Origin of the sequence: Stenotrophomonas geniculata, assembly GCF_034508895.1 — a bacterium.
Classification (GTDB): Bacteria; Pseudomonadota; Gammaproteobacteria; order Xanthomonadales; family Xanthomonadaceae; genus Stenotrophomonas; species Stenotrophomonas geniculata.
In genome coordinates, this window is the sequence record NZ_CP140571.1 from 3,977,809 (window position 1) to 4,004,081 (window position 26,273).

Genomic DNA, 26,273 nt, shown 5'->3' on the forward strand with positions numbered 1-26,273 from the left:
CGCCGGTCGTGCTGGAAGCGGGCAACAAACCAGAGGGCCTGAAAGGGCTGCGTGTACTGGTGGCGGAGGATGAATTCGCCATCGCGATGTTCCTGGTCGACTATCTGGAGCTGAAAGGCGCACAGGTGGTGGGGCCTGCCGGTGACCTGCAGGCGTTGGGGCAGCTGGTCGATACCCATCCCATCGATGTGGCGTTGCTGGACATCAACCTGGGCGGTGAGCAGGTCTATCCGCTGGCCGATCGGCTGGCCGAGGCGGGTACCCCCTTCCTGCTGACCTCCGGTTACGACGACAACCTGCCCAGCCGCTTCGCCAGCGCGCCGCGCTGTACCAAGCCTTATCACATCGAAACCCTGGTGCAGCAGCTGGCCGGGCTGGTGGCGGCGCCGCAGGTCTCTGCGGGCATCGCCTGATTGCGCGGCATGTCGCGCCGTCCTGAAGGCATCCACGCCGCCACGCTGCGTGGCGGGATGCCACCTGCGCCGCGCCTGCATGCGCGCCACGATGGCATGGCCGCGCGTATCGCCCGCCATGACTGGTCATCCACGCCCTTGGGTGCCTGCGCGCAGTGGCCGCTCCACCTGCGCGCTACCGTGGACCTGATGCTGGCCCATGGCTTCCCGATGATCGTGCTGTGGGGCGAGCAGCTGGTGCAGCTCTACAACGATGGCTATGCCGAGATCCTGGCCGACAAGCATCCCGGTGGACTCGGCCAGCCGACCCGCGAGTGCTGGCCCGAGGTCTGGCACATCAACGGGCCGCTCTATACCCGGGTTTGGCAGGGCGAGACGCTCACCTTCGAGGACAAGCTGTATCCGCTGGTCCGCCGGGGGCGTCTGGAGGACATCTGGTTCACCATCACCTACAGCCCGATCCGTGGTGAGGAAGGGCGCATCAACGGCGTGCTGGTGACGATGTTCGAGACCACCGCCGCGCATCTGGCGCGGGCCGCGCGCGAGCGCGAGGAACTACGGCGGCGCGAGAGCGAGCGACGCCTGGAGCTGGCCTTCAGGATGCTGCCGGTCGGCCTGTGCATCGTCGATCTGCAGGGTCGCATGCTGCTGTCCAACGACCAGATGCGTGCCTACCTGCCCAGCGGCAAGGTGCCTTCCACCGATGAGGCCAACCTGCATCGCTGGCGTGGCTGGCATGCCGACGGTAGCGCCATCGGGCCGGAGGATTTCGCCATCGCCCGTGCGATGCGCGGCGAGACCGTGGTGCCGGGGCTGGAGTTCCAGTACCTGCACGACGATGGCCGCGCGCGCTGGACCCGGGTCGCGGCCGCGCCCCTGCGCGATGGCGGTGGCGAGGTCAGCGGGGTGTTCGCCATCGCCGTGGACATCGACGATCTCAAGCGTGCCGCCGAGCGCCAGTCGGTGTTGCTGGCGGAGCTGCAGCACCGGGTGCGCAACATCATGTCGACCATCCATGCCATTGCCTGGCGAACCCGCGAGTCGGTCAGCAGTGTGGATGAATACGCCGAACGGTTGTGCGGGCGACTGATGTCGCTGGCACGCACGCAGAGCCTGCTGACCCGTGGCGCCAATGCCGGGGTCTGCCTGCGTGGCATGATCGATGAGGAGATCGCGGCGCAGACGCCAGCAGCGGCCGCCTACCGCCTGCAGGGCGAGGACGTGCTGCTGCCGCCGAAGGCGGCCGAAGTGCTGTCCTTGGCGATCCACGAATTGGCGACCAACGCCCTGCGGCATGGTGCGCTGACCCATGAGGACGGCCGGATCGACGTGTCCTGGCACCTGCAGGTGCAGGACGGGCAGCCGTGGCTGGGGCTGCACTGGTGTGAACGCCATGCCACCGTGGAAGACTGGGAGCTGCCCCGGCAGCGTGGCCTTGGCCGGGCGCTGATCGAGCAGCGCGTGCCGTACGAGCTCGCCGGCAGCGGCGAGCTGCGCTTTGGCCCACAAGGCCTGGATGCCTGGATCCGCTTCCCGCTGCGCGAGCGTGACAGTCTGCTGCAGACCGATGCGCCGGGCGCAGCGGCGGACGGTTCCGGCAGGTAAAGGTCCATTTATCCCCAATTGGGCCAAATTGGGTATAGTGGCCATTATTCCCCCTGCCCGGAGCCGTGCCATGACCCTGCCGCTGGATCTGCCTGGCCTCGAGAAGGCCCCAGCCTCGTCGGTGAAGACCCGGGGCTGGCCGAGCCTGATGCGTACCGTGCGCGAGAAGCAGGCGCTGGTCATCACCAACCACAACCACCCCGAAGCGGTGATCGTGGACATCCGCACCTACCAGGAGCTGCTGGCCAAGGCCGCCGGCAGCGATGCCGGTGAGCGCAGTGAAGAACTGCTGCGCCTGCGCGGCGAATTCGACCAGACTCTGGCTGGCCTGCAGCGCGGTGAGGGGCTGGGCAAGGTGCTGGGCCAGCCGATCCGCCGCGGCCGCAAGGTCACCCTCGGCCGTCCGCTCTGACCGATGGGGCGGATCCTGGTGCTGGCCGGCGTCAACGGCGCCGGCAAGAGTTCGCTGCTGGGAACCTGGCTGGAAGCCGAAGGGCTGGGCTGGTTCAACCCCGATTCGTTCACCCGCCGCCTGGTAGAGGCGGGCTGGCCACTGCCCGACGCCAATGCCGAGGCCTGGCAGGAAGGCACCCGCCGCCTGCGCCAGGCCATGGCCGATGGCACGGACTTCGCCTTCGAGACCACGCTGGGCGGCAACACCATTCCGCGCCTGCTGCGCGAGGCCTGCGAGCACCATCACGTCGCGATCTGGTTCTGTGGCCTGGCCACGGTGGACCTGCACATTGCCCGTGTTGCAGCGCGGGTGGCCGCCGGCGGCCATGACATTCCGGTGGAGAAGATCCACGCCCGCTTCGATTCGGCACGCGAGAACCTGCTGGAACTGCTGCCACACCTGGCCGAGCTGCATGTCTACGACAACAGCGCTCCCGCCGACGCCGACGGCTGCGTCGAGCCGCTGCCGGTGCTGGCGATGGCGCACGGCCAGCTGCAGTACCCGGTCTCGGTGGCCGAGCTGCTGCACACGCCGGACTGGGCCAAACCCATCGTGATGCGTGCGATGGAGTTGAACGCTGCGCGCGATTGAGGGCGCGTACGTTGTAGAGCCGAGCCCACGCTCGGCTGATCCCTCGAAAGGCAGCCGCGCGCGGGCTTGGCCGTACAACAACGCCGGCTTCGCCGAGCCTCAGGCCGGCTTTACCTGCTCAGGCTCCGCAGTCTCCGGCAGTGGCGGCAGGCTCGGGTCCACCGTCACCGGCACATCGCTCTTCAGCAGTGCGGCGGCTTCCTTGTCGCTGCCGACCGCCGGCGGTGAACCGCGCAGCGGCAGGCCGGCGGTTTCCTTCACGAACAGCATCGTGATCAGGCCGATCACCGCCGCGCCCATCAGGTAATAGGCCGGCACCAGCGGGTCGCCGGTACGTTCCACCAGCCATGCGGTCACCAGTGGCGTGGTGCCACCGAACAGCGACACCGACACATTGAAGGCGATCGACAGTGCGCTGTAGCGCACCGGGGTATAGAACAGCGCCGGCAGCGTGGACGGCATCGAGCTGGTGAAGCACACCAGTGCCAGGCCCAGCAGCATCAGGCCGAGGAAGATCAGCCAGTCGTTGCCGCTGCCGATCAGCAGCAGGCAGGGTACGGCCAGCACCAGCAGCGCGATGCAGGCACCGATGATCATCGGGCGACGGCCAAGCTTGTCACTGAACAATCCGCCGACGATGTTCAGCGGCATCATCACCAGCATCACGATGATGATCAGCAGCAGGCCCTTGCTCTCGGCATAGCCCATGGTGACGCTGAGGTAGCTGGGCATGTAGGTCAGCAGCATGTAGTCGGTCACGTTGAACACCAGCACCAGGCCCATGCAGACCAGCAACTGGCGGCCATGTACCTGGAACAGCGCGGCGAGCCCGGGCCGGTCGTGCTCGCGCTTCTCGGCTTCCTCGGCGAAGGCGCGGAAGGCCGGCGTTTCCTCCAGTTTCATGCGCATGTACAGGCCGAGCAGGCCCAGCGGGCCGGCCACCAGGAATGGAATGCGCCAGCCCCAGTCCAGCATCTGTCCGCTGCTCAACAGCATGTGCAGCGCGGTCACGGTTCCGGCGCCGGCGATGTACCCGCCCAGCGTGCCGAACTCCAGCCAGCTGCCCATCAGGCCGCGGTTGCGGTCGGTGGAATACTCGGCGATGAAGGTGGCAGCACCGCCGTACTCGCCGCCGGTGGAGAATCCCTGCACCACACGTGCCAGCAGCAACAGCACCGGTGCCCAGATGCCGATGCGCTCGTAGGAGGGAATCAAGCCGATCGAGAACGTGCCCAGCGCCATCAGGATCATGGTGAACGCCAGCACTTTCTGGCGCCCATAACGGTCGCCCAGCGGGCCGAACACCAGGCCGCCGAGTGGACGCACCAGGAATGCCACGGTGAAGGTGGCGAAGGCGGCGATCACCTGTGCCGTGGGGTTGCTGGACGGGAAGAACACCTGGCCGATGGTGACGGCCAGATAGCCGTAGACACCGAAGTCGAACCACTCCATGGCATTGCCAAGTGCGGCGGCGCCCACGGCGCGCTTGAGCATGGGCTTGTCGACGACGGTGATCTCATCGACCTTCAGGTGGCGGCGGCGTTTGAACCAGCCGAAGTGGGCATGGGAATCGGGCGTGTCCTGCATAGGGGCTCCCTTGTAGGTATGGAATAGGGGAATGGGTGCTGTGGTGTGTCCCGGAAATCGGAAACGGCGATGCAGGCGCAAGTGGCGCAGGGGCATCGGAAGGCGGCGTGGGGGCCGGGGAATGTGTGCAGGCGCAACGCCACGCGCACGGCAAAGCACCGCCGCAGGGGCGGAGACGCGAAAACGGGATCACAGCGGCCGCGCAGTCAGCGGCCAGGTATCACATCAGCGTAGGGGGTGCAGGCAGAGCGCCTGCGGGCGTCATCCGCCGGGATCCAGCGCGAGGCGATGGAAATGCAGGGCGGGAGCATTCGTGGCAAGCGAAGCGCCGGTCGGCAGTGCTTCCCACGTAACAGGTGCGCCCGTCACGTAGTGGGTCGTGTCGATCATCCGTTCATCATAACGGCATCGGCGTGAGCATGCAGCGAAGCAGGCTGATCTGCACGCTGTGTTCCACCTCGCCTGTTCAGAAGGCTCAGGCCGACTTCGCCACCAAACCGAACACCGTGCAGGCCATCGCCAAGGCGCCCGGCAGTGCCAGTTTCCGCGTGACCAGTGCGGCGCCGATCATGGTGAGCACCGAGAGCATGATGGCCAGGGCGAAGAACGGTTGGCCCTGCAGGAACTGGTGAATGCAACCGGCACAGCCGGCAGTGGCCAGGCTGGTGGCAAAGCAGACGTGGAACAGTGAGCCAGCGTACACAGAGGTTCCTCGCGATGATGGAGGCCATAGCGGCAGGCAGGCGGACAAATTTAGCGCTGATTGCAGATTGCGATGACGGGATCACATCCTGTACCCGCTCTGGTGACATCGGCGTGCATAAGGTGGAGCGCACACCCACTTTTCGGATTGATGGAGGATGCAATGGCGCGGACGATTCCCGAAGGAACCCTGATCGTGGTAGCCGACGGTGGTTCGGCGCGGGTGTTCACCAACGTGGGCAGCAACCACCAGTTGACCCTGAAGCAGGAAGGCGAACTGCGCCTGCAGGACATCAGCGAGCAGGGTGTATCCGGGCAGGGGCCTGCGGGTGCCGTGCCGAAGGACATGTCGGTCTCGCAGCTCAATGAGGCCACGTTCGCCAAGCAGGTGGCCGAACAGCTCAACGAAGATGCCTTGAAGAACCGCTATGCGCACCTGGTATTGATCGCCGACCCGACCACGCTGGGTCGCATTCGTCCGCTGCTGCATAAAGAGGTCCAGGCGCGATTGCTCGGGGATATTGCCAAGGATCTGACCAACGCGCCGCTGGAAGACATCCAGAAGGCACTGGCGGCGTAGCGCTCATGCCGTTCATGCGTGATCACCTTGCGAACGGGCCCACCTCTGCGGAGGTGGCGGCGCAGCCTGGCTGGCAGGTGCTGGAGTTCGGTGCGCCCTGGTGTGGTCATTGCCAGGCCGCGCAGCCCGCATTGCAGGCCTTTGTCGAAGCGAACGATCTGCCGCATTGGAAGATCGAGGATGGCAAGGGAAGGCCATTGGGGCGAGCGTTCAAGGTGAAGCTGTGGCCGACGGTGGTGCTGCTGCGCGATGGAGAAGAGATCGCGCGGGTGGTAAGGCCGTTGGACAGCGCGGATCTCATGTCGTTGCAGAGCGCACTTCCCGGTTGAAGAGTGAACCCGGTGCGGGACACCGGGCAGTCGCACTGCAGCATGCGGCGTGACAGGCCCGGTGCTAGGATCCGGCTATCACCTGAATCGATCCAAATGCCGATGCCCACGCTGGACCGTCGTCTCCTGATCGCTGTTGCCGCCACGGCGATGCTCGCTTCCGGCCTGGCGTCGGCCGCGCCTGCCAGAACCGCCGCCGACAAGGCCTATGCCTCGGTCGACCCGTTCATTGGTACGGGTGGTGAAGGCCACACTTACCCGGGTGCCACGGTGCCGTTCGGCATGGTCCAGCTCAGCCCGGACACACGCATCCAGCCACGCGAAAAGGCCTATGGCTGGGCAGCCGGCTACCGCTACGACGACAGCAGCATCGTCGGCTTCTCGCACACGCATTTTTCCGGCACTGGCCATTCCGATCTGGGCGACATCCTGCTGATGCCGTTCACCGGCAGTCCAAGCCTGGAGCGTGGCGATCCTGAGAAGCCGGGCAGCGGCTATGCCTCTCGCTTCCGCCATGACGATGAGAAGGCCGAGCCGGGCTACTACGCCGTTACCCTGGACGACTACAAGGTGCGCGCCGAGCTGACCACCAGTGCGCGCGTGGGCGTGCATCGCTACGCCTTCCCCAAGGGCGCCGACGCCAAGGTGCTGCTGGACATGCGCACCAGCATGTACGACTACCCGGGCAAGGTGCTGTGGTCGCGGGTGCGGGTGCGCGCCGATGGTACCGTGACCGGCTTCCGGGAGACGCGCGGCTGGGCGCCGGGTCGCCAGCTGTACTTCGCGATGCGTTTCTCGCGGCCGCTGGCCGGACATGAGCTGCACAACACCGAGCAGGACATCGTCTACAAGGGCTTCCCGCCGCCGGGCGAAAAGGACCCGGCGCAGCGCGCACAGGTCGAGGGCCGCCAGCTGGTCGGTACCTTCGCATTCGGCAAGCTGGATGCACCACTGGTGGTCAAGGTCGCGATCTCGCCGGTCAGCGAAGCCGGCGCCATTGCCAACCTCGACGCGGAAGTGGCCGACTTTGATTTCGACCGCGTGCGTGCGCAGGCGAAACAGGAATGGACGCAGGCGCTGTCGGTGCTCGATATCGATGCGCCCGAGCACGCCCGCCGCAGTGCCTATACCGCGCTGTACCACACCCTGCTGGGGCCGACGCTGTTCATGGATGCCGATGGCCAGTACCGCGGGCCGGACAATGCCGTGCACAAGGCCGAGGGCTACACGAACTATTCCACGTTCTCGCTGTGGGACACCTACCGTGCGCTGCACCCGTTGCTGACGCTGGTGCAGCCGGAGAAGCGCAACAGCGACTTCGTCAATTCGATGCTGGCCCACCACGAGCACAGCCCCTACGGCATGCTGCCGGTGTGGTCGTTCCATGGCCTGGAAGACTGGTGCATGATCGGGTACCACGCGGTGCCGGTGATTGCCGATGCCTACGTGAAGGGCATTCGTGGCTTCGACGCCGACAAGGCACTGAAGGCGATGATCGAGACTGCCAACTACGGCCCCTATGACGGCATCGCGCAATACCGCGAGCTGGGCTATGTGCCGATCGACGAGGAAGGCGAGGCCGCCAGCAAGACGCTGGAGTACGCCTTCGATGACTGGACCATCGCGCGCATGGCGCAGGCGATGGGCAAGACCGATGTGGCGGCGACCTTCGACAAGCGCGCCGGCAACTGGCGCAATGCCTTCGACAAGGACACCGGCTTCATGCGTGCGCGCAAGCGCGATGGCAGCTTCCGCACTCCGTTCGACCCCAGCGCCAGCGGCTATGGCACCGACTACACCGAAGGCAACGCCTGGCAGTATTCATGGTACGTGCCGCAGGATGTTGCCGGACTGGCAGCAGCGCACGGTGGCAGCGACAAGCTGCTCGCGCGCCTGGACGATGTATTCAACGCCAAGGTGGATCCGTCCATCTTCGAGCACATGGAAGACATCACCGGCCTGATCGGCTGGTATGCGCATGGCAACGAGCCCAGTCACCATGTGGCCTACCTGTATTCGTACGCTGGCCAGCCGTGGCGCACCCAGGCGCGCCTGAAGCAGATCATGGACACCCAGTACGCCGATCGCCCCGATGGCCTGGCCGGCAACGATGATGTCGGCCAGATGTCGGCGTGGTACGTGTTCACCGCCCTGGGCTTCTATCCGGTGGCCCCGGGCTCGGGCGAGTACATCCTCGGCCGCCCGTTCCTGCCGAAGACCGCGATGCGCCTGCCGAACGGCAAGGCGTTCACCATCGTGGCCGATGGGCTGGATGACAGGCACACCTACGTCGGCAACGTGAGCCTCAACGGCAAGCCGCTGCAGCGCACCTTCCTGCGCCATGACGAGATCCTGGCAGGTGGCGAGCTGCGTTTCACCATGCAGGCCGAGCCGAACAAGGATTGGCCGGGGCAGGGCGCGCAGGCGCCGTATTCGATGAGCCGGTGATGATTGGTAGGTGCCGACCTTGGTCGGCACGCTTCACGACTGACCTTGAACCTGACCTGTAGAGCCGAGCCCATGCTCGGCTCAGGTATCGCGTCAACGGCAGCCGAGCATGGGCTCGGCTCTACAAGGGCAATTCGACAAAGGTCAGCGAAACCGCAACCCCACCCGCGCACCGCCGATCGGGGCGGTATCAATCATCAAGGTCGCGCCATGCCGCTGCGCGATCTCGGCCACGATCGCCAGCCCCAGCCCGCAGCCGTCGCCCTCGCTGCTCGCCCGGTAGAAGCGTTCCGTGACGCGCGCGCGTTCGGCTTCGGCGATGCCGGCGCCGTCATCGTCCACCCATACCTGCATGCCTTCGACCTCCTGCCGAATGCCGAGGGTGACCACACCGCGCGAGGCGCCATAGCGAAGAGCGTTGTCCAGCAGGTTGCCCAGTGCCTCGCGCAGCAGCTGTGGATCGCCCTGCACCTGCACGCCGTCGTCGGGTCCGTCGTAACCCAGGTCCACGCGCGCAGCCAACGCGCGATCGGCGTAACGCTCGACCACGCCGCGCGCCAGCGCGGCCAGATCCAACGGCTGCAGCGGCAGTGCACTGCCATGTGGATCTTCCGATCGGCTGAGCATCAGCAGTTGGTTGACCAGGTGCTGCAGCCGCGCCAGCCCGGCCAGCGTGCCGGACAGCGCCAGTTGCTGGGCCTGCGGATCGTGCTGGCGCAATGAACTCTCAAGCTCCACCTGCATCGCTGCCAGCGGCGTACGCAGCTGGTGCGCGGCATTGCTGACGAAGCGCCGCTGTGCATCCTGCATCGCGTCCAGGCGCTGCAGCAGCGCGTTGTAGGCCTCCACCGCCGGCCACAGTTCGCGCGGAGCTTCCTGCGCCGGATCCAGCGGCGCCAATGGATCCGGCCGCGGGCTGGCCAGCTTCCGCGCAACCAGGTTGGCATGGCGTGCGGCAGCGCCTGTACCGGACCAGGCCAGCCATGCCGCCAGTGCCAGGATCGCAGCCTGGAACGGAACGCTGGTCAGCAGCAGCTTGCGCTCCAGCCGGTGCCGCTTGCGCAGTGTCTCGGCCACGCGCAGCCGGATGTCATGACCCGGCCCGGCGCTGACCACCACTTCGACCATGCGCACGGCCTGCCCACGCAGCCGCGCATCATAGTAGACCGGGTCGTCGCTGCCGGCGGACATCGACGGGCGTGGCAATGCCTCGGGCAGGTCGCCATACAGGCGCCCACCCGCGGCGTCGACCACCTCGCCATGCACTTCGTCGGCGGTGTCCCAGGTGAACATGCGCGACACCGCCGGGGTGATCTCGATGGACGCGCGGCCGTCCTGCACCGTCACCAGCTCGGACAACGACATCGCCGAATCCAGCAGCCAGCGGTCGTAGACCTGGCCGGCGTAGAAGCGCGCCAAGGCGAATGAACCCACTGCGCTGCACAACAGCAGTACCAGCAGTGGCAGCCACAGGCGTCTCAGCAGCAGGCCACGCAGGCTGTGCACGCGCTCAGTCACCCACGGCCTCCAACCGGTATCCAAGCCCACGCAGCATGCGGATGCCGACGCCGGCGTGGGTCTGTTCCAGTTTGCGGCGCAGGCGGCTGACATGCACTTCGATCACCGACAGGTTGGCCTCGTGGTCCCAGCTGTACAGCGCGTCGAACAGGCGCTGCTTGGTAACCGTGCGGCCGGGATGCTGCATCAGTGCCTCGACCAGCGACAGCTCGCGCGCGGTGAGCTCGATGCGCTGACCGTCCACCTGCACTTCATTGCGGACGCTGTCGAAGCACAACCGGCCCAGCCGCTTCTGCGCCGGTGCATCGCTGCGGCGGCGCGACAGCGCACGCAGGCGCGCTTCCAGTTCTCCCAGGGCGAAGGGCTTGGCCAGGTAGTCGTCGCCACCGCGGTCGAGGCCGAGGATGCGGTCCTCCACACCATCGCGTGCGGTCAGGATCAGCACCGGCAGGGTGACGCCGTCGTTGCGCAGGCGTGAGAGCAGGTCCAGGCCATCGACGTCAGGCAATGAAAGGTCCAGCACCATCACGTCATACGGTGCGCTGGCCAGTGCCGCCGGCGCGTGCAGCCCACGCGAGAGGTGGTCGCACAGATGGCCGGCGCCCTGCAGGGCGCGGATCAGTCCATCGGCCAGCGCGGCGTCGTCTTCGATCAGCAGGATTCGCATTGCAAGCTTCGTGCAAGGTTGGGGCAAGTTTGGCGCAAGTGCATCACCTTACCGTGACGTGCATGAATTTCTCCCCTCGTTTTGCGGCCGTGCTGGCCACTCTTCTGTGCGCGCCCACCGCTTCGGCGCTGTCCCTGCAGGAAGCGCAGCGCGCCATGGAAGCACACAACCCGGACCTGCGTGCGGCGGCACTGGAGCTGCGCGGCGTGCAGGGCGATGTGCAGACGGCGGCGTTGCGCCCGGCCACCGAGTTGTCGATCGGCACCAGCAAGATCAGCCCCAAGCATGGCATCGGCTCCGGACGCTGGCAGGACAAGCGGGTGGACAGCACCGTGGGCCTGGGCTGGACCTGGGAGCGCGGTGGCAAGCGTGCGTTGCGTATCCGCCAGGCCGATGCGCTGCTGGAAGTGGCCGGGCTGGAGATGCTCGATGCGCGGCGCCGCCAGCAGCTGGCGCTGCATGAAACCTATTTCGCTCTGAAGGGCGCCCAGGAGCGGGCGCAGATTGCCGATGCCAACCGCCAGAGTTCGGCCGAGCAGATGGCGGCGGCGGACAAGCAGGTTGCCACCGGGGCGATGGCGCCGGTCAACCGCGCGCGGCTGGCAGTGGACGACCTGGCGGTGGCCGACGCGGCGCGCGAGGCGTCGCTGGATCTGCGCGATGCGCGGCATGCGTTGGGGCTGCTGCTCGGCCGCGACGACAGCCATGACCTCAGCGCCGATGATCCTTGGCCGGAGGCCAGCAGCGTGGCCAGCGTGCGTGCGTTCGATCCGCAGCAGCGTGCCGATCTGCGCGCGGCACGTTCGCGCCTGGCCGCGGCCGACGCCGGTGTGGCACTGGCGCGCAGTGAGCGCTACCGCGACATCCAGTTGGGCGTGGAGGCCGAGCGCGAGCCGGCTGACATCAGCGGCGTCACCTGGGGTGTGTCATTGACCATACCGCTCGGCGGCCCGTCACGTGCACGCGGCGCGATCCAGCGTGCCGAGGCCGACCGTGAAAGTGCCGCACTGGAGCTGCAGGTGCTGCAGCGCGAAGCGCGTGCCGAACTGGACCAGTTGCAGGCCAGCGCGCAGTCCGCCGCGCAGCGCCGGAGCGACTACGAAGGACTGCAGTCCGACGCCGCACGCAGGGCGGTGCAGGGCATCGAGCTGGCCTACCGCCGCGGCGCCGCCAGCCTGACCGATCTGCTGGATGCGCGCCGCAGCTGGCGCGAGTTCGAGGCCGCGTTGATTGAAGCGCGTGCCGACCATGCCATTGCCCTGGCGCGCTGGGAAGCGGCCACATCCGTTGCTGAAGGAGAGTCCCGATGAAGTCCACCGTCGCTTATCGACCGCAGGCGCGACGGGCCGTGCTGCCGGCCTTGCTGGCGCTGGCCCTGCTGGGCGGCTGCGGCCGCGAACCGGCGTCGTATACCGAGGACGCGCCGAAGGTCAGTGCTGGCCAGATCCAGTTTCCTGCCGGTAGCCGCCAGCTGGACGTGCTACGCAGCGAGGCGGTCACCGCCGGCGCCAGCGCCAGCCTGCAGCTGCCGGGCCGGGTGGTCTGGGACGAGACGCGCTCCAGCGCGCTGCGTACGCCGTTGGCGGGGCAGGTGGCACGCATCGAGGCACAGCCGGGGCAGAAAGTGAAGGCGGGCCAGGTGATCGCCTGGATCACTTCGCCCGAATTCGGCCAGGCCCAGGCGGAGCGCGTGCGCGGCCGTGCCCAGCTGCAGCAGGCGCGCAAGGAGCTGGAGCGCACCCGCGAGTTGCATGCGGCAGGTGTGGCGTCGGGGCGCGAACTGGACGAGGCCGAGGCCAATTTCGCCGGCAGCCAGGCCGATCACGCGCGTGCCACCGCCTTCGCCAAGGCCTATGGCAATGGCCAGCACGTCGACCAGCGCCTGCCGTTGCGCGCGCCGATCGATGGCGTGCTGGTGGAGCGGCGGATGAGCCCGGGCATGGCGGTCAGCCCCGACAGCGAACAACCGTTGGCGGTGATTGGCGATCCTGACCGCTTGTGGCTGCTGCTGGATGTTCCCGAGAGCCTGGCCGGACGCTTGAAGGCGGGCATGCAGGTGAGCGTGCCCGGGGCCGATGGACAGCCGCTGCGGGCGACCCTGCAGCATGTGGATGACTTCGTCGACAGCGAACGCCGCGTGGTGCAGGCGCGCGCCGAGCTGGACAACCGCGCACGCGGTTTCAAGGCGGGGCAGTACGTGCGCGCCCAGGTGGCGTTGCCGGCCGAGGGCGGTGTCTCGCTGCCCGATGCGGCCGTGTTGTTGATCGACGGCAAGCAGGTGGTGTTCGTGGAGGAGGGCAAGGGCCGCTTCGTGCGTCACGCGGTGCATGCCGAGGAGCTGGGCGATGGCCGGCTGTGGGTGCGTGAGGGCCTGGCCGCAGGCGCCAAGGTGGTGGTAGAAGGCGGCCTGCTGCTGCAGCAGCTGGCGGACAGCGCACCGGCCGCCGCCAGCACCGGCACGGGGCACGCCGCCCCATGATCGATCGCCTGATTGCCTACTGCCTGCGCCAGCCATTGATGGTGATGCTGGCACTGCTGCTGTTCATGGGTGCTGGCATTGCCGCGTTCCGCGTACTGCCGGTGGAAGCCTTCCCGGATGTATCCGACACCCAGGTGACCGTGGTGTCGCTGCACCCGGGCCGTGCCGCCGAAGAGGTCGAGCGCGAGGTGACGATGCCACTGGAGGTGGCGTTGTCCGGCATCCCGCATTCGGTGCGGGTGTTCTCGCATACGCAGTTCGGCCTGTCGATGATCATCCTGACCTTCGACGACAAGGCCGATGACTACTTCGCGCGCCAGCAGGTGCTGGAGCGCCTGCAGGGCGTGGAGCTGCCGGAAGGGGTGACCCCGGAACTGGAGGCGATGAGCTCGGCGGTAGGTGAGATCTACCGTTATGTGCTGAAAGGCCCGCACATGACGCCAACCCAGCTGCGCACCGTGCAGGAATGGACGATGGAGCGCAGCCTGCGCACCGTGCCGGGCGTGGCCGATGTGATCAGCTTCGGCGGCTTCGCGCGTACCTTCCAGGTCAAGCCGGACCTGGACAAGCTGCGGGACCGAGGCATCAGCCTCGGTGAGTTCGCCGAGGCGCTGGAGAAGGGCAGCTCGAATGCCGGCGGCGGCTACGTGGAGCGTGGGCAGCAGCAGTTCCTGATCCGTGGCGTGGGCCTGATGCGTTCGCCGGCGGACATCGGCAACGTGGTGGTGGCGCATCGCGGGGGCACGCCTATCCTCGTGCGCGACCTGGCCGGCATCGCCGACACCGGCCTGCCGCGCCAGGGCCTGGTCGGTCAGGACGACAACGACGATGCGGTGTTCGGCATGGTGCTGATGCGCAAGGGCGAGAACCCGTCCGACGTGCTCGACGCCCTGCATGCGCGCATCGCCGAGATCGAGGCCAACCAGTTGCCGGCCGGGGTCAGCATCGAGCCGTTCTACGACCGCTCGTGGCTGGTCACGACCACGCTGAAGACGGTCTTCCGCAACCTGCTGGAAGGCGCGGTGCTGGTGTTCCTGGTGCTGTGGCTGCTCCTGTACAACGCCCGCGCCGCACTGATCGTGGCGGCGATGATGCCGCTGGCGCTGCTGTCGACCTTCCTCGGCCTGCATCTGTGGGGCGTGCCAGCGAACCTGCTGTCGCTGGGTGCGATGGACTTCGGCATCATCATCGATGGCGCGGTGATCGTCACCGAGCACATCGTCTCGCGATTGTCGAAGCTGCCACCTGCGGCCGACCGGAAGACACGGTTCTCGACCATTCTCTCGGCCGCATCGGAAGTGGGGCGGCCGACGTTCTTCTCGATGCTGATCATCATCGCCGCGCACATCCCGATCTTCACCCTGCAGCGCCAGGAAGGCCGCATGTTCGCACCGATGGCGTACTCGGTGACCTCGGCCCTGATCGGTGCGTTGATCCTGGCGCTGACCGTGGTGCCGCTGTTCTGCTACTGGTGGCTGCGACGGGACCGCATGCGCGATGGCAATCCGCTGATGGACCGCCTGACCGGCTGGTATCGGCCGATCCTGGAGCGTGCATTGGCCCGCCCGCGTGCGGTGGTACTGACCGCGGTTGCGCTGCTGGTCGGCACGCTCGCACTAGGCACCCGGCTGGGTTCGGAGTTCCTGCCCGAGCTGGACGAAGGCTCGATCTGGCTGACCGCCACGCTCGACCCGAGCACCAGCCTAGCCGAAGCACAGCAGCAGTCGCGGCGCATCCGTGAGCTGGTCGGCACCTTCCCGCAGGTGTCGACGGTGGTGGCCAAGCTTGGCCGCCCGGAAGACGGCTCCGACGCCAAGGGCGCCAACCAGATCGAGGCGCTGGTGGCGTTGAAGCCGGAGAAGGAGTGGCCGAAGGGCGTGGACAAGCGGCAACTGGTGAGCGACCTGCAGCGCACGCTGGAGCAGCGCATCCCGGGGCCTGAGTTCTCGATCTCGCAGCCGGTGCGCGACAACATCCTGGAGAGCATCTCGCAGATCAAGGGCCAGGTGGTGATCAAGGTCAGCGGCTCGGACCTGGACGTGCTGAATCAGCAGGCGCAGGCGATCCTGGGTCAGGTGCGTGGTGTGGAGGGCGTGGAGAGCGCCTTCATTGACCGTGACGGGTCGTTGCCGCAGCTGCAGATCGAGATCGACCGCGACCGTGCCGCGCGCTATGGCCTCAATGTGCGCGACATCGACGAGGTGATCGAGACCGCACTGGGCGGGCGCCAGGTCGGTGAACTGTGGGAGGGCGATCGCAGGTTCCCGATCACGCTGCGCCTGGACGACGCCGACCGCGACCTGCAGCGGCTGCGCACGGTGCCGGTGGGCATCGGCGATGGCCACACCGTGACGCTGGCCGACGTGGCCGACTTCCGCATGGCCAGCGGCGCGATCAACATCTCGCGCGAGAACGCACAGCGGGTAAAGGCGGTGAGCATCTTCATCGCCGGGCGTGACATGGGCAGCGTGGTGGCCGACATGCGCACGCGCGTGGAGGCCAGCGTGCAGCTGCCGGAAGGCTACCGGCTGGAGTGGTCCGGCGAGTTCGAGAACCAGCAACGTGCGATGAAGCGTCTGGGCTGGGTGATCCCGCTGTCGGTGCTGATCATCTTCGTACTGCTGTTCGATGCCTTCAAGGACGTCAGCAGCGCCGCGCTGATCCTGGCCAACGTGCCACTGGCGATGATCGGCGGCATCCTCGCCCTGTGGTTGACCGGCATTCCACTGTCGGTGTCGGCGGCGATCGGCTTCATTGCATTGTTCGGGCAGGCGGTACTGAACGGGGTGGTGATGCTCAGTCGCTTCGCGCAGCTGCGCGAGCAGGGCATGGACCTGCTGCAGTCGGTGGTACAGGGCTCGCTGCAGCGCCTGCGCACCGTACTGATGACCGCACTGCTGGCGATGTTCGGCCTGCTGCCGATGGCGACCTCGCATGCGATTGGTGCCGAGACCCAGAAACCGCTGGCGGTGGTGGTGATTGGCGGCCTGCTGTCGGCGATGCTGCTGACCCTGCTGGTGCTGCCTACGCTGTACTACTGGGTACACCAGCGCCGCGAGGCCCGGATGGGCTGACGATAATGTAGAGCCGAGCCCGTGCTCGGCTTTACAGCAGCGCTACGTCATCACGCCACGCCCTGCCAGGCAATCATCATCGGTACGATCAGCAGGCCCAGGCAGCTGACGCACAGCATCGTCGTGGTGATATGGCAGAGCCAGAAAACTCGCGGCCTGTCCGCACGCCAGACTTTCCTGCCGTGGTTGACGCCCCAGATCGTAAAGCCAGCGACGATGCCGCCCAGAAAGAAGCAGACGGTGGCCAGTGCCCACAGCACCCAGGTCAGCGCCATGGCCAGATTGCGAACGTCGCCAGGCAGCCGGGTCCACAGTACCAGCGTCGCCAGCGCCAACAGACCTCCCATCAGGAGGGTGATCATCCATAGCCAATACCAGATGCCCGGCTTTCCCATGCGCGTGGCTCCCGTCCGTTTGAGCGAGGATAGCCAGAGAAGGGGTATTCACACCATCCCGCCGTTGGCGCGCAGCACCTGGCCATTGATCCACCCGCCATCGGTGCCTGCCAGGAAGGCGACCGCACCGGCGATGTCCTCCGGCGTACCCAACCGCTGCAGGGGGTTCATCTTCGCCAACCGCTCGATCAGTTCCGGTGACTTGCCGTCCAGGAACAGGTCGGTAGCGGTCGGGCCTGGGGCCACTGCGTTCACGGTGATGTTGCGCCCGCGCAGCTCCTTGCTGAGGATGGCGCCCATCGTCTCCACCGCTGCCTTGCTGGCCGCGTACACGCTGTAGTTCTCCAGCTTGATGCCGACCACGCTGGTGGACAGGGTGATCAGCCGGCCACCGTCGCGTACCCGTCGTGTGCTTTCCCGCAGCACGTTGAAGGCACCCTTGAGGTTGATGCCGATCACCCGCTCGAACAGGGCGTCGTCGGTGTCGGCGAGCGGCGCCAGCTGCAGCACGCCGGCGCTGTTGACCACCACGCCGATGCCGCCGAAACGCGCCTCGATGGCATCGAAAAGCTGCCGCACCGCCTGCGGATCGGCGACATCGGCCTGCAGCGCGATCGCCTGCGCGCCGGCTGCGTTGAGTTCGGCCGCCAAGGCTTCGGCGTCGTCGCGGCGGCCCGCATAGTTGATCGCGACCGCGTGGCCATCGGCGGCGAGCCGGCGGGAGATGGCGGCGCCGATGCCACGGGAGCCGCCGGTGACCAGGGCGACAGTGCGGGCGGGGGAGAGGGTCATGGTCGGTTCCAGCGGAGCGCGCCGAATGGCGCAGGGCCATCTTCGTCATCTCTCCCGCCCGGATAATCATGCATAATCCGCCAACATCATCCGGGTAGCCGAACAATGGACCGCTTCACGGCCATGCGCGCCTTCGTCCGTATCGTCGAGCGCCGCAGCTTCACCCGGGCCTCCGAGGACCTGGACCTGCCGCGGGCCACGGTGACCGATGCGATCAAGGCGCTCGAACAGCGGCTGGGCGTGCGCCTGCTGCACCGGACCACGCGGCTGGTAGTGCCGACGCTGGAAGGCGAGGCTTTCTATGGCCGTTGCCTGCGCTTGATCGCCGACATGGATGATGCCGAGGCTGCGTTCCGTGACGCGCCGCCACGCGGCCCGTTGCGTATCGAAGTGCACGGCACGCTGGGCCGGCACCTGCTGTTTCCGCACCTGCCGGAATTCCTGCAGCGCTACCCGGAGATCGAGCTGGACGTCAGCGAGGGTGACCGCTATGTCGACCTGCTGCGTGAAGGCGTGGATGCGGCGTTGCGGGTGGGGACGCTGGCCGACAGCGATCTGGCGGCGCGACGTTTGACCATGCTGCGCGAGGTCACGGTGGCCTCGCCGGGCTATGTGCAGGCGCACGGCCTGCCCGATACCATCGAATCGCTGCAGGACGGCCACCAGATGGTCGGCTACCGCTCCAGCGCCACCGGCCAGCTGATTCCTCTGGAGTTCCAGCAGGGCGGGCAGGTGCGCTACGTGCCGCTGCCGGCACGGGTGCGAGTGTCCGGTGCTGACGCGTTCCTTGGTGCCGCGCTGGCGGGCCTGGGCATCATCCAGGCGCCGCGCTACCGGATGGACCCGTACATCGCGCGCGGACAGTTGGCGGAGCTGTTGCCCGAGACGCCACCGACGCCGAGTCCGCTGAGCCTGGTCTACCCACGCAACCGCACGCCGTCACCGCGCTTGCGGGTGTTCATCGATTGGGTGACCGGGGTGTTTGAGCAGACCGGGGTTGCCGGCCAGCGGCCGGGACTACCGGGCTGAGGTGCTCGGCAGCACCAGCTCGAACAGGGTGCCGGTGTCATCCGAGACAACACTCACGCTGCCGCCGTGCGCCTGTGCGATCGCGCGTGTGATCGCCAGGCCCAGTCCGGCACCTTCTTGGCGGCCACGCTCGCCGCGGTAGAAACGATCGAACAGGCGCGGCAGCGCCTCGCTGGCGATCGGCGTGCCAAGGTTGTGCACGCTGACCCTGCACACGCCATCGGCCTCGACCAGCCGCACCCGCACTTCGCTGCCCACGGCTGCGTACTTCAACGCGTTGGACAGCAGGTTGGCAATCGCCCGGTGCAGCATCAAGCGGTTGCCTTCCACGCTCGCCACACCTTCGCGGCGCAGGGTCAACTGTCGGTCCTCGGCCAGAAGCTCGTAGAACTCCAGCAGCGAATCCACCACCGCATCCAGCGCCACTGGCTCGCGCGAGGGCAGTGCACCCGGCGCTTCGGCCTGCGCCAGGTACAGCAGGTCACCCACGGTCTGCGCCAGCTGCTGCAGTTCCTCGGCGCAGGACGCCAGCGTCTCGCGATAGGCCTCATTGCTGCGCGGGTGCGCAAGCACCACCTGCACCTGGGTCAGCATGTTGGTGATCGGTGTGCGCAGTTCATGGGCGAGATCACCGGAGAACTCGGTCAGCCGCGCGAAGTCCTGCTGCAGGCGCGCCAGCATGCCGTTGAGCGTCTGCGCCAGCTGCTCCAGTTCGGCCGGTGCGCTGCGTGCACTCAGTCGGCGCTGCAGCCGGTCGGCGGTGATCTGCCGGGCCTCATCGGCCAGCGTGCGCAGCGGCCGCAGCGTGCGCCGCACCACGTAGCCGCCGAGCAGGCTGCTGGCCGCGGCGGCGCCGATGATGGCGATCGCCAGCAGATGGCGGAAGCGCTGCAGGAAATCGGCGTGGCGGTCGTCATCGATGGCCAGCAGGGTGACCAGCTCGCTGCCGTCGGCCAGGGTCTGGCGCAGGTGCAGGGCATGCATGCAGCGACCATCGGCGAGGATCCAGTCGTGCCGCCGTGGCGCGGCGTCGATCGGCTGGCTGCGTGCATGCTCGCGCAGTAGTGCCGGTGCGGTCGAGAAGAGCACTGCGCCGCTCCCATCAACAATGTGGAAGGCGATATCCGGATGGTGGCCCAGTGCCTCCGCCAAGCGCTGCCCGCGTGCGGACGCAGGTCCGTTGCCGGCCAGGTCACGGATCAACGCAACCTTGTACTCCAGTTCGCTGAAGTCCTGGGCCACCAGGTCGTGGCGGGCGCTGACATAGATCGCCACGCCCAATGCGGCCAGCACCAGCGTAGCCACGATGGCGAACAGCAGCGTCAGCCGTACCGCGATGGAGCGACGCAGGCTCATCCGCTTTTCACTGCACCGTCGTCCGGCGCCTCCAGCACATAGCCCATGCCGCGCACGGTGACGATCAGCTTGGCGTCGAAGTCATCGTCGATCTTCGCGCGCAGGCGGCGGATCGCCACGTCGATCACGTTGGTGTCGCTGTCGAAGTTCATGTCCCATACCTGCGAGGCGATCAACGAGCGCGGCAGCACTTCGCCGCGTCGGCGCGCCAGCAGTTCCAGCAGGGTGTATTCCTTCTGGCTGAGGGCGATGCGCTGGCCGCCGCGTTCGACCCGGCGGCGCAGGGTATCCACCACCAGGTCGGCGATGACGATGCGCTCGGCCTGCGGCAGCGCCTGGCCACGACGCAGCAGGGTGCGCACACGCGCCAGCAGCTCTGCGAAGGCGAATGGTTTGGCCAGGTAGTCATCCGCGCCCAGCTCCAGGCCCTGAACGCGGTCGGCGATGCTGCTGCGCGCGGTGAGGAACAGCACCGGCACCTGCCATCCGGCCTCGCGCAGCCGCGACAGCACGTTCCAGCCATCCAGGCCGGGCAGCATCACGTCGAGGATGACCAGCTGGTACTCGCCGCTGCCGGCCAGATGCAGCCCGTCGACGCCGTTGCAGGCGAGATCGACCACGTAGCCGGCCTCGATCAGGCCCTGGCGCAGGTAGCTGCCGGTCTTGGGTTCGTCTTCGACGATCAGCAGTTTCATGGTGTGCCCATCATCGCAGCTTGGGCCCGTGCTGGAACGGATGAGTCATGCCAATGGGTCCAGCATTCCGAGCACCGCGACGCAGGCCAGCACCAATACCGCCAGCACCGATTCGCAGGCCAGGCTGTGGCGAAGTGAGCGCAGCGGCCTGGGTTGCCAGCCGCCGCGGATGGAGCTGGCCAGCGCTGGTACCAGCCGCCAGCGATGCAGCGCGGCAAGCCCCAGCATGCCGCCCACCAGCGCCAGCTTGAGCAGCAGCCAACGCCCATGCGCGGCGCCGGTCAGGGTCTGTATGGAACCGCCGAGATCGACATAGGTGTAGGTGCCGGTCATCGCCAGCAGGGCGACGATGATCGTGCCCGGCACGGCGAAGCTGTGCGCGGCCTGCCACAGTTCGCGGGTACGTTCGTGCAGGCGCAGGCCCTGTGGACGCAGCGCCAGCTGCAGGATGGCGGCGATCGCGCCGACCCAGGCACCGGCGGCCAGCAGGTGCACGATGCCGGCCACGAGCCGCAACGTCCCGCCGAATCCATCACCGGCGGCGGCGTGACCATTCCAGGCGAGGCTGGCCAGAGCTACCGCCGTGAGTATCAGCAGCGCCAGACGGCGCAGGCCCTGCACCGGGCGATTGACTGCCAGCAGCGGCAGCATTGCCAGCAGGGCCAGGATGCGCAGCAGCCCCGCCTCACCCACCGGCGTACCGGTGAGGAACCAGTGCGCCGTTGCTGGGTCGATATCGGCTGCCGGGATGCCGAGCACGCCCGACAACCGGTTCACGGCATCGATGACGACCAGGATCAGCGCAACCACGGCGAGCGCCAGCGAGATGCCGCGTGGCAGCCCGGGGCGGACGAACAGCAGCCGCCCGAACAGCAGCATCAGTACCAGGTACAGCGCCAGCCGCAGCGCATACGGCGAGAGCTCGGCCATGGCGGCAGCCTTACTTCACGGTGAAGCGGTAGCTGCCGGTCATCGGATGACTGTCCTGACCGACCGCGCGCCATTGCAGTGCGTAGCTGCCGGCGGGCAGCGACTTGGCGAAACGCGCGCGTAGCGTGTGGCCATCTTCGGAAACGTCCTGCGCGACGGTAGGCATGGCCATCTTCATGCGGCCATGGTCCATGCTCAGTTCGATGCGGGTGGCACGCGGCATCACCTTCTCACTGAACTGCAGCGTGATCTCGGTCGCCGGGGCTACGGTGGCGTCGGCGGCCGGCGTCGAGCGCACCAGGCTGGGATGGGCCAGCGCCAGCGGCGCAACCGCGAGGCCGGTCAGCAGGACAGCAAGGACGGTGGAGCGGAGCAGGGAGCGGGCCATGCGTGGGACACCTGTGGAAGACGTGGCCCACAGGGTGGAGGGCAGCGCCTTTCGCTGCCCTGACCCGCACATTACCGATCTGTAATGTGCGGCCCACTAACAAGGTAGTGCCGGCCGCTGGCCGGCATCACAGCGCGTGCAGCGGCCCCTGCATGCGATGGAAACTGCCATCGGTGGCGGTGAACCAGGCCAGCGAATGCCCGCCCACGAAGTCATCGACATGCACGACCGTTGCGCCATCGGCTTCCTGCCACGAAATGACATAGACCCCTTCGCTGATCTGCTGCCACTCGCAGGCGGCTTCGCCCTGCGCACCGGCATAGGTGCCGGAGATGATGGCGTACTGCACATGGCGGCCATCGGCACTGTACGCGTTGTCTGCCGTCAGGCCGTCATAGCTGACGCGGAAGCGGCGGCCGGCGAACAGTGGCAGGGTGGACGCCGCGTTCATCGGATCGCCACCGGGTTGATGTTGACCTGGGTCGAGCCGACGTACAGCGGCTGGCCGAGCACGAACAGGAATTCCCAGGCCTTGTCGCGCACCAGCGCACGGCTGTCGATCAGCTCCAGGTTGTAGATGCCGCGCTTGGCCAGCAAGTACTGGTTGATCGGGAACTCCTCGGCACCGTTCGGGTTCGGGTAGACCTCCGAGGCCCAGGTGTCGCCACCGAAGGCGACGATGCCCTGGTCGGCCAGCCACTTCGCCGCCTCCATGCCGATACCCGGTTCCACTTCCAGGAACTGTTTGTCGTCCTTGCCGATCAGTTCCAGCCAGCCGGTGTTGAACAGCACCACGTCGCCCTTGCGCAGGCTCAGGCCCTGCTTCTTCAGCACGGCCTGGATGTCGGCCACGGTGAACTCGGTGCCGCCGGGCACGATCGCCTTGCCGTAGTGCGCGGCCATGTCCAGCACGACGCCGCGGGTGACCATCGGCGGCACCTTCTCGACGCCGAGCTTGCGCACACCGTCCACGGTGACGAAGTCGGCGGCCTTGTTGCCGTTGTAGTAGACGTTGTCGATGCCGATATGGCCGATGCCGTTGAGCTGGGTGCCAACGCCGGTCCAGGCGTTCACCAGTTCATCGTTGAAGGTGAACCTGTTGGGGCCCAGCGACTTGCCGGCCTGCTGGCCGACCTGCACGTTGTACAGGCGGAAGCTGCGGTGGCGGAACGCGGGCAGGTTCTTGTCCACCGGCACCGCCAGCGGATAGGTCTTGCCGGTCCTGACCAGCGATACCGCGTGCTTGACCACGTCCGTGGTGAGCAGGTTGGCGGCGCCGATCTCGTCGTTGGCGCCGTAGGCAGAGGGGTACCAGTCCTCGGCGGTGGCCTGGAAGGACAGCGGCAGGGTGGCCAGCGCAAGCGCGGCCAGGGTCTTCATTTTCATGGCAAAGCTCCGGTAACTGTCAGGCCGTCGCGGGGGCGGCAAGCGGGGCATGCGGCGCAGCGGCGTCGGCATGGGCCGGGAAGTGCGGCAGCACGTACTCGGCGATCTCGTGGAAGGTCTCGGCCAACGGCCGTTCGTTGCGGCGGAACTGCAGGCCGATGTGGTCGACACCGGCCGCCTGCAGGGCGTGCAGCTCGGCCAGCAGGGCGTTGCGGCCGCCGCGCAGCCCAAAGCGCCAGCGCTGCAGCGGGGCATCGGCATCGGCCACCAGGTCCAGGTGGATGAAGCTGGCATACGGCTTGTTGCCGGCCACGGCGCGCCAGGCCGCCACGCGTTGCGCATGGTCCTGTGGCGTGCCCGGGTAGGCCAGGCAGCCATCCATGTGCTGGCCGATCCACGCCGGTTGCTGCTGGGCCAGGCCGGCCACGAACAGCGGCAGGGCCGGGCCATCCGCAGGCAGCACGTCCAAGCCCTGCGGCAGGTGCGCGGCGGCGCCTTCGCGCAGCAATGCGATCTGCTCGCGGAAGCGGCTGCCGCGGGTGTCGAAGTCGCGGCCGAACAGCGGGTACTCCACCGGGCGGTCGCCACTGGCCACGCCCAGCAGCAGGCGGTCACCGCTGAGCCGCTGCACGCTGCGCGCCGACTTCAGGGTCAGCAACGGCTCGCGGATCGGCAGCACCACCGCACCAGTACCCAGCAGGATGTCCTTGGTGATGCCAGCCAGATAGCCGAGGTAACTGAATACCTCGAACACCTGTGCCGCATCACCGAAGGCCGGGTCGTACACCGGCACGTCGCGCACCCACAGCGCACGGAAGCCGAGGCGGTCGGCCAAGCGTGCCAGTTCTGCATGGCACTGCAGGTCCGGTTCGCCGGGCAGGCGTCGCGCGGCGCGTCGTGCCTGTTCGCCCAGCGGCGTCCAGTCATTGTCCAGCGGTGCTTCGATGCCGATGCTGAAACCACCGGCCTGCAACCGGGTCATCGCACTGCCCATGGCCTGGCGCCTCAGTCCCAGGCCGGGGCCAGGCCCGGCGGATCGACTTCGCGGCCGTTGCGGTCAAGCGCGGCGATCGCGGCCATGTCATCGGCATCCAGGCGCAGGTCCTGGGCGAGCAGGTTGCTGGCCAGGTTCTCGCGCTTGGTCGAGGACGGGATGACCGAGTAACCGCGCTGCAGCGCCCACGCCAGCGCAACCTGGGCCACGGTGGCCTGGTGCTTGCCGGCGATGGTGGCCAGCACCGGATCCTTCAGCACCTTGCCGTAGGCCAGGGTCATGTAGGAGGTCACGGTGATGCCCTGGTCCTGCAGGAAGGTGGTCAGTGCCGGGTTCTGCAGGTAGGGGCTCAGTTCGATCTGGTTGGTGGCGATCTCGCCGGCACCGACCACCTCGATGGCCTGCCGGGTCAGCTCGATGTTGAAGTTGGACACACCGATCTGGCGGGTCAGGCCCAGCGTCTTGGCGTCGGCCAGCGCGGTCATGTACTCGCGCAGTTCAACGCCATTGCCCGGCGCCGGCCAGTGGATCAGCAGCAGGTCGACATAGTCGGTGCGCAGCTTGGCCAGGCTGTCGCGCAGGCTCAGGATCAGCTTGTCGGCGGCGTAGTTGTCCACCCAGATCTTGGTGGTCAGGAACAGCTGGTCGCGTGGGACGCCGGATTCGGCGATGGCCTGGCCGACTTCGGCTTCGTTGCCATAGATCTGCGCGGTATCGACCGCACGGTAGCCGACCTCGAGGGCGTTGCGCACCGAGTCGATGACGGTCTGGCCGGTCAGGCGGAAGGTGCCGACGCCAAAGGAAGGAACGCTCATGATGGACTCCAGGGACTTCGTTGGGAGCCGGTGGGCTCGGGACAGGGCGAAGTGTGGGCGCTTTACATTTGTTGATTAAGCTGTGTATACGGGAAAAGCTTTTGCGCCGAGGTAAAAAATGAAAACCACCCTGGATGAACTGAAGGCCTTCGTGGCCGTGGTCGACAGTGGTTCGATCACGGCGGCGGCCGAGGCGCTGGAACTGACCATCTCCGCCACCAGCCGCACCCTGGCGCGGCTGGAAGACAAGCTGCAGACCACGCTGCTGCGGCGGACCACGCGGCGGCTGGAGCTGACCGAGGAAGGCGCGGCGTTCCTGGAGTACGCGCGCACGATCCTGGCCACGGTGGACGAGGCCGAGGAACAGATGGCCGCGCGGCGGCTGCAGCCGGTCGGGCGCCTGCGCGTGGACGCCGCCACGCCGTTCATGCTGCATGTGATCGTGCCGTTGCTGGAGGGCTTCCGCGAGCGCTACCCGCAAGTGGAGCTGGAGCTGAATTCCAACGAGGGCATCACCGACCTGATCGAGAAGCGCACCGACGTGGCGTTCCGCATCGGCGTGCTGCGCGATTCCACCCTGCATGCGCGGCCGATCGGCCACAGCCGCATCCGCGTCGTCGCCAGTCCCGAGTACCTGCGACGGCATGGCACGCCGACACGCGTGGAGCAGCTGCGCAAGCACGATCTGCTGGGATTTACCCAGCCCAGTTCATTGAACGAGTGGCCGCTGCACGATGCCGATGGCGGGCCTTTCGTGATCGCGCCGGCGATCGCTTCATCCAGTGGCGAGACGCTGCGGCAGATGGCGGTGGCGGGGCTGGGCATTGCGTGCCTCTCGGACTTCCTGACCCGCCAGGACCGGCGCGAGGGCCGATTGGTGCAGCTGTTCGGCAAACAGACGCAGGACGTGCGGCAGCCGATCAATGCGGTGTACTACCGCAACACCGCGCTGGCCGCGCGCATCACCTGTTTCGTGGACCACGTGACGCAGACGCTGGGACAGCGACCGTTCGACGAATAGAGAAGGGTAGAGCCGGCCGCTGGCC

General features: G+C 67.3%; 26 protein-coding genes. 12 read left to right on the forward strand and 14 right to left on the reverse strand.

Going from position 1 to position 26,273, the window contains the following annotated elements; all coding sequences use genetic code 11:
• The first annotated feature begins 8 nt into the window (after nt 1-8).
• The 4 genes from RI032_RS18305 (at nt 9) to RI032_RS18320 (ending at nt 3,063) form a co-directional block, all read left to right on the forward strand.
• On the forward strand, nt 9-413 hold the full coding sequence (locus RI032_RS18305; RefSeq protein ID WP_019337750.1) for a response regulator: 405 nt from the start codon (nt 9-11) through the stop codon (nt 411-413).
• Between the two features lie 9 nt (nt 414-422).
• Entirely contained in the window at nt 423-2,018 is a 1,596-nt protein-coding gene (locus RI032_RS18310; protein WP_322547450.1) for a sensor histidine kinase, read from the forward strand.
• A 70-nt stretch (nt 2,019-2,088) separates the two neighbouring features.
• Nucleotides 2,089-2,430, forward strand: coding sequence for a type II toxin-antitoxin system prevent-host-death family antitoxin (locus RI032_RS18315; protein ID WP_010485378.1), 342 nt, complete (start codon nt 2,089-2,091; stop codon nt 2,428-2,430).
• Nucleotides 2,431-2,433: 3 nt separating this feature from the next.
• Nucleotides 2,434-3,063 (forward strand): ATPase, encoded by a 630-nt coding sequence (locus tag RI032_RS18320; RefSeq protein WP_010485380.1) that lies wholly within the window; start codon nt 2,434-2,436, stop codon nt 3,061-3,063.
• Between the two features lie 99 nt (nt 3,064-3,162).
• Here RI032_RS18320 and proP read toward each other — a convergent pair whose 3' ends face one another.
• Together proP and RI032_RS18330 are read right to left on the reverse strand one after the other, a co-directional pair.
• Nucleotides 3,163-4,650 carry a glycine betaine/L-proline transporter ProP gene (proP, locus tag RI032_RS18325; RefSeq protein WP_197618360.1) on the reverse strand — a complete coding sequence of 496 codons (1,488 nt, stop codon included), beginning with the start codon at nt 4,648-4,650 and terminating at the stop codon, nt 3,163-3,165.
• Between the two features lie 475 nt (nt 4,651-5,125).
• Nucleotides 5,126-5,353 carry a hypothetical protein gene (locus RI032_RS18330; protein WP_322547451.1) on the reverse strand — a complete coding sequence of 76 codons (228 nt, stop codon included), beginning with the start codon at nt 5,351-5,353 and terminating at the stop codon, nt 5,126-5,128.
• Between the two features lie 162 nt (nt 5,354-5,515).
• Between RI032_RS18330 and RI032_RS18335 the strand changes: the two genes are divergently transcribed.
• The 3 genes from RI032_RS18335 to RI032_RS18345 all read left to right on the forward strand — a co-directional run bounded on the left by RI032_RS18335 (nt 5,516) and on the right by RI032_RS18345 (nt 8,709).
• Nucleotides 5,516-5,932, forward strand: coding sequence for a baeRF12 domain-containing protein (locus tag RI032_RS18335; RefSeq protein ID WP_019337746.1), 417 nt, complete (start codon nt 5,516-5,518; stop codon nt 5,930-5,932).
• 5 nt (nt 5,933-5,937) lie between these two features.
• Nucleotides 5,938-6,261 (forward strand): thioredoxin family protein, encoded by a 324-nt coding sequence (locus RI032_RS18340; RefSeq protein ID WP_019337745.1) that lies wholly within the window; start codon nt 5,938-5,940, stop codon nt 6,259-6,261.
• A gap of 96 nt (nt 6,262-6,357) precedes the next feature.
• Nucleotides 6,358-8,709 carry a GH92 family glycosyl hydrolase gene (locus RI032_RS18345; RefSeq protein WP_322547452.1) on the forward strand — a complete coding sequence of 784 codons (2,352 nt, stop codon included), beginning with the start codon at nt 6,358-6,360 and terminating at the stop codon, nt 8,707-8,709.
• Between the two features lie 144 nt (nt 8,710-8,853).
• On the opposite strand, the gene RI032_RS18350 is transcribed toward RI032_RS18345, so the two are convergent.
• Nucleotides 8,854-10,227 (reverse strand): sensor histidine kinase, encoded by a 1,374-nt coding sequence (locus RI032_RS18350; protein ID WP_322547453.1) that lies wholly within the window; start codon nt 10,225-10,227, stop codon nt 8,854-8,856.
• Complete coding sequence (locus RI032_RS18355; RefSeq protein ID WP_019659837.1) at nt 10,220-10,894, reverse strand: response regulator; 675 nt, start codon at nt 10,892-10,894, stop codon at nt 10,220-10,222. The genes RI032_RS18350 and RI032_RS18355 overlap by 8 nt, the downstream gene beginning before the upstream one ends.
• A gap of 62 nt (nt 10,895-10,956) precedes the next feature.
• Here RI032_RS18355 and RI032_RS18360 point away from each other — a divergent pair, with 62 nt between their 5' ends.
• From RI032_RS18360 to RI032_RS18370, 3 genes are read left to right on the forward strand one after another with little or no spacing between them, the layout of a single operon-like run.
• Entirely contained in the window at nt 10,957-12,204 is a 1,248-nt protein-coding gene (locus RI032_RS18360; protein ID WP_322547454.1) for a TolC family protein, read from the forward strand.
• Complete coding sequence (locus RI032_RS18365) at nt 12,201-13,373, forward strand: efflux RND transporter periplasmic adaptor subunit (protein ID WP_322547455.1); 1,173 nt, start codon at nt 12,201-12,203, stop codon at nt 13,371-13,373. Before RI032_RS18360 ends, RI032_RS18365 begins: the two co-directional genes overlap by 4 nt.
• The gene (locus RI032_RS18370) at nt 13,370-16,447 is read left to right on the forward strand and encodes an efflux RND transporter permease subunit (RefSeq protein WP_322547456.1); all 3,078 of its coding nucleotides are present in this window, start codon (nt 13,370-13,372) and stop codon (nt 16,445-16,447) included. The genes RI032_RS18365 and RI032_RS18370 overlap by 4 nt, the downstream gene beginning before the upstream one ends.
• A 50-nt stretch (nt 16,448-16,497) precedes the next feature.
• Here RI032_RS18370 and RI032_RS18375 read toward each other — a convergent pair whose 3' ends face one another.
• Together RI032_RS18375 and RI032_RS18380 are read right to left on the reverse strand one after the other, a co-directional pair.
• Complete coding sequence (locus tag RI032_RS18375; RefSeq protein WP_164191129.1) at nt 16,498-16,809, reverse strand: hypothetical protein; 312 nt, start codon at nt 16,807-16,809, stop codon at nt 16,498-16,500.
• 81 nt (nt 16,810-16,890) lie between these two features.
• Nucleotides 16,891-17,634, reverse strand: a complete 744-nt coding sequence (locus RI032_RS18380) for an SDR family oxidoreductase (protein ID WP_322547457.1) — start codon at nt 17,632-17,634, stop codon at nt 16,891-16,893.
• 105 nt (nt 17,635-17,739) lie between these two features.
• On the opposite strand from RI032_RS18380, the gene RI032_RS18385 reads away from it, so the two are divergent.
• Nucleotides 17,740-18,663: a LysR family transcriptional regulator gene (locus RI032_RS18385; RefSeq protein ID WP_019337204.1), complete on the forward strand. Its 924-nt coding sequence runs from the start codon at nt 17,740-17,742 to the stop codon at nt 18,661-18,663.
• On the opposite strand, the gene RI032_RS18390 is transcribed toward RI032_RS18385, so the two are convergent.
• The 8 genes from RI032_RS18390 to dkgB form a co-directional block, all read right to left on the reverse strand.
• On the reverse strand, nt 18,652-20,019 hold the full coding sequence (locus RI032_RS18390) for a heavy metal sensor histidine kinase (protein ID WP_322547458.1): 1,368 nt from the start codon (nt 20,017-20,019) through the stop codon (nt 18,652-18,654). The two genes, RI032_RS18385 and RI032_RS18390, sit on opposite strands and share 12 nt — an antisense overlap.
• Nucleotides 20,016-20,714, reverse strand: a complete 699-nt coding sequence (locus tag RI032_RS18395) for a heavy metal response regulator transcription factor (RefSeq protein WP_322547459.1) — start codon at nt 20,712-20,714, stop codon at nt 20,016-20,018. Before RI032_RS18395 ends, RI032_RS18390 begins: the two co-directional genes overlap by 4 nt.
• Before the next feature lie 45 nt (nt 20,715-20,759).
• Nucleotides 20,760-21,644, reverse strand: a complete 885-nt coding sequence (gene copD, locus RI032_RS18400; RefSeq protein WP_322547460.1) for a copper homeostasis membrane protein CopD — start codon at nt 21,642-21,644, stop codon at nt 20,760-20,762.
• 10 nt (nt 21,645-21,654) lie between these two features.
• A complete protein-coding gene (gene copC / locus RI032_RS18405; RefSeq protein WP_159360231.1) occupies nt 21,655-22,032 on the reverse strand; it encodes a copper homeostasis periplasmic binding protein CopC in 378 nt (125 codons plus the stop codon).
• Nucleotides 22,033-22,159: 127 nt separating this feature from the next.
• Nucleotides 22,160-22,483: a MoaF-related domain-containing protein gene (locus RI032_RS18410; RefSeq protein ID WP_322547461.1), complete on the reverse strand. Its 324-nt coding sequence runs from the start codon at nt 22,481-22,483 to the stop codon at nt 22,160-22,162.
• Nucleotides 22,480-23,418, reverse strand: coding sequence for a cyclase family protein (locus RI032_RS18415; RefSeq protein ID WP_322547462.1), 939 nt, complete (start codon nt 23,416-23,418; stop codon nt 22,480-22,482). Before RI032_RS18415 ends, RI032_RS18410 begins: the two co-directional genes overlap by 4 nt.
• Nucleotides 23,419-23,437: 19 nt before the next feature.
• On the reverse strand, nt 23,438-24,412 hold the full coding sequence (locus RI032_RS18420) for a TIGR03571 family LLM class oxidoreductase (RefSeq protein ID WP_322547463.1): 975 nt from the start codon (nt 24,410-24,412) through the stop codon (nt 23,438-23,440).
• 11 nt (nt 24,413-24,423) lie between these two features.
• Entirely contained in the window at nt 24,424-25,227 is an 804-nt protein-coding gene (gene dkgB / locus RI032_RS18425) for a 2,5-didehydrogluconate reductase DkgB (RefSeq protein ID WP_322547464.1), read from the reverse strand.
• A gap of 118 nt (nt 25,228-25,345) precedes the next feature.
• Between dkgB and RI032_RS18430 the strand changes: the two genes are divergently transcribed.
• Nucleotides 25,346-26,248, forward strand: a complete 903-nt coding sequence (locus RI032_RS18430; RefSeq protein ID WP_010485424.1) for a LysR family transcriptional regulator — start codon at nt 25,346-25,348, stop codon at nt 26,246-26,248.
• The last annotated feature ends 25 nt before the right edge of the window (nt 26,249-26,273 follow it).

What these genes read in the sequence shown, in the direction of transcription:
- RI032_RS18355 (WP_019659837.1), bottom strand. Translation starts at nt 10,894, where the DNA reads ATGCGAATCCTGCTGATCGAAGACGACGCCGCGCTGGCCGATGGACTG.
- RI032_RS18315 (WP_010485378.1), top strand. Translation starts at nt 2,089, where the DNA reads ATGACCCTGCCGCTGGATCTGCCTGGCCTCGAGAAGGCCCCAGCCTCG.
- RI032_RS18320 (WP_010485380.1), top strand. Translation starts at nt 2,434, where the DNA reads ATGGGGCGGATCCTGGTGCTGGCCGGCGTCAACGGCGCCGGCAAGAGT.
- RI032_RS18365 (WP_322547455.1), top strand. Translation starts at nt 12,201, where the DNA reads ATGAAGTCCACCGTCGCTTATCGACCGCAGGCGCGACGGGCCGTGCTG.
- RI032_RS18380 (WP_322547457.1), bottom strand. Translation starts at nt 17,634, where the DNA reads ATGACCCTCTCCCCCGCCCGCACTGTCGCCCTGGTCACCGGCGGCTCC.
- RI032_RS18385 (WP_019337204.1), top strand. Translation starts at nt 17,740, where the DNA reads ATGGACCGCTTCACGGCCATGCGCGCCTTCGTCCGTATCGTCGAGCGC.
- RI032_RS18420 (WP_322547463.1), bottom strand. Translation starts at nt 24,412, where the DNA reads ATGGGCAGTGCGATGACCCGGTTGCAGGCCGGTGGTTTCAGCATCGGC.
- proP (WP_197618360.1), bottom strand. Translation starts at nt 4,650, where the DNA reads ATGCAGGACACGCCCGATTCCCATGCCCACTTCGGCTGGTTCAAACGC.
- RI032_RS18345 (WP_322547452.1), top strand. Translation starts at nt 6,358, where the DNA reads ATGCCGATGCCCACGCTGGACCGTCGTCTCCTGATCGCTGTTGCCGCC.
- RI032_RS18340 (WP_019337745.1), top strand. Translation starts at nt 5,938, where the DNA reads ATGCCGTTCATGCGTGATCACCTTGCGAACGGGCCCACCTCTGCGGAG.
- copC (WP_159360231.1), bottom strand. Translation starts at nt 22,032, where the DNA reads ATGGCCCGCTCCCTGCTCCGCTCCACCGTCCTTGCTGTCCTGCTGACC.
- RI032_RS18395 (WP_322547459.1), bottom strand. Translation starts at nt 20,714, where the DNA reads ATGAAACTGCTGATCGTCGAAGACGAACCCAAGACCGGCAGCTACCTG.
- RI032_RS18415 (WP_322547462.1), bottom strand. Translation starts at nt 23,418, where the DNA reads ATGAAAATGAAGACCCTGGCCGCGCTTGCGCTGGCCACCCTGCCGCTG.
- RI032_RS18430 (WP_010485424.1), top strand. Translation starts at nt 25,346, where the DNA reads ATGAAAACCACCCTGGATGAACTGAAGGCCTTCGTGGCCGTGGTCGAC.
- copD (WP_322547460.1), bottom strand. Translation starts at nt 21,644, where the DNA reads ATGGCCGAGCTCTCGCCGTATGCGCTGCGGCTGGCGCTGTACCTGGTA.
- dkgB (WP_322547464.1), bottom strand. Translation starts at nt 25,227, where the DNA reads ATGAGCGTTCCTTCCTTTGGCGTCGGCACCTTCCGCCTGACCGGCCAG.
- RI032_RS18310 (WP_322547450.1), top strand. Translation starts at nt 423, where the DNA reads ATGTCGCGCCGTCCTGAAGGCATCCACGCCGCCACGCTGCGTGGCGGG.
- RI032_RS18375 (WP_164191129.1), bottom strand. Translation starts at nt 16,809, where the DNA reads ATGATCACCCTCCTGATGGGAGGTCTGTTGGCGCTGGCGACGCTGGTA.
- RI032_RS18410 (WP_322547461.1), bottom strand. Translation starts at nt 22,483, where the DNA reads ATGAACGCGGCGTCCACCCTGCCACTGTTCGCCGGCCGCCGCTTCCGC.
- RI032_RS18360 (WP_322547454.1), top strand. Translation starts at nt 10,957, where the DNA reads ATGAATTTCTCCCCTCGTTTTGCGGCCGTGCTGGCCACTCTTCTGTGC.
- RI032_RS18390 (WP_322547458.1), bottom strand. Translation starts at nt 20,019, where the DNA reads ATGAGCCTGCGTCGCTCCATCGCGGTACGGCTGACGCTGCTGTTCGCC.
- RI032_RS18335 (WP_019337746.1), top strand. Translation starts at nt 5,516, where the DNA reads ATGGCGCGGACGATTCCCGAAGGAACCCTGATCGTGGTAGCCGACGGT.
- RI032_RS18370 (WP_322547456.1), top strand. Translation starts at nt 13,370, where the DNA reads ATGATCGATCGCCTGATTGCCTACTGCCTGCGCCAGCCATTGATGGTG.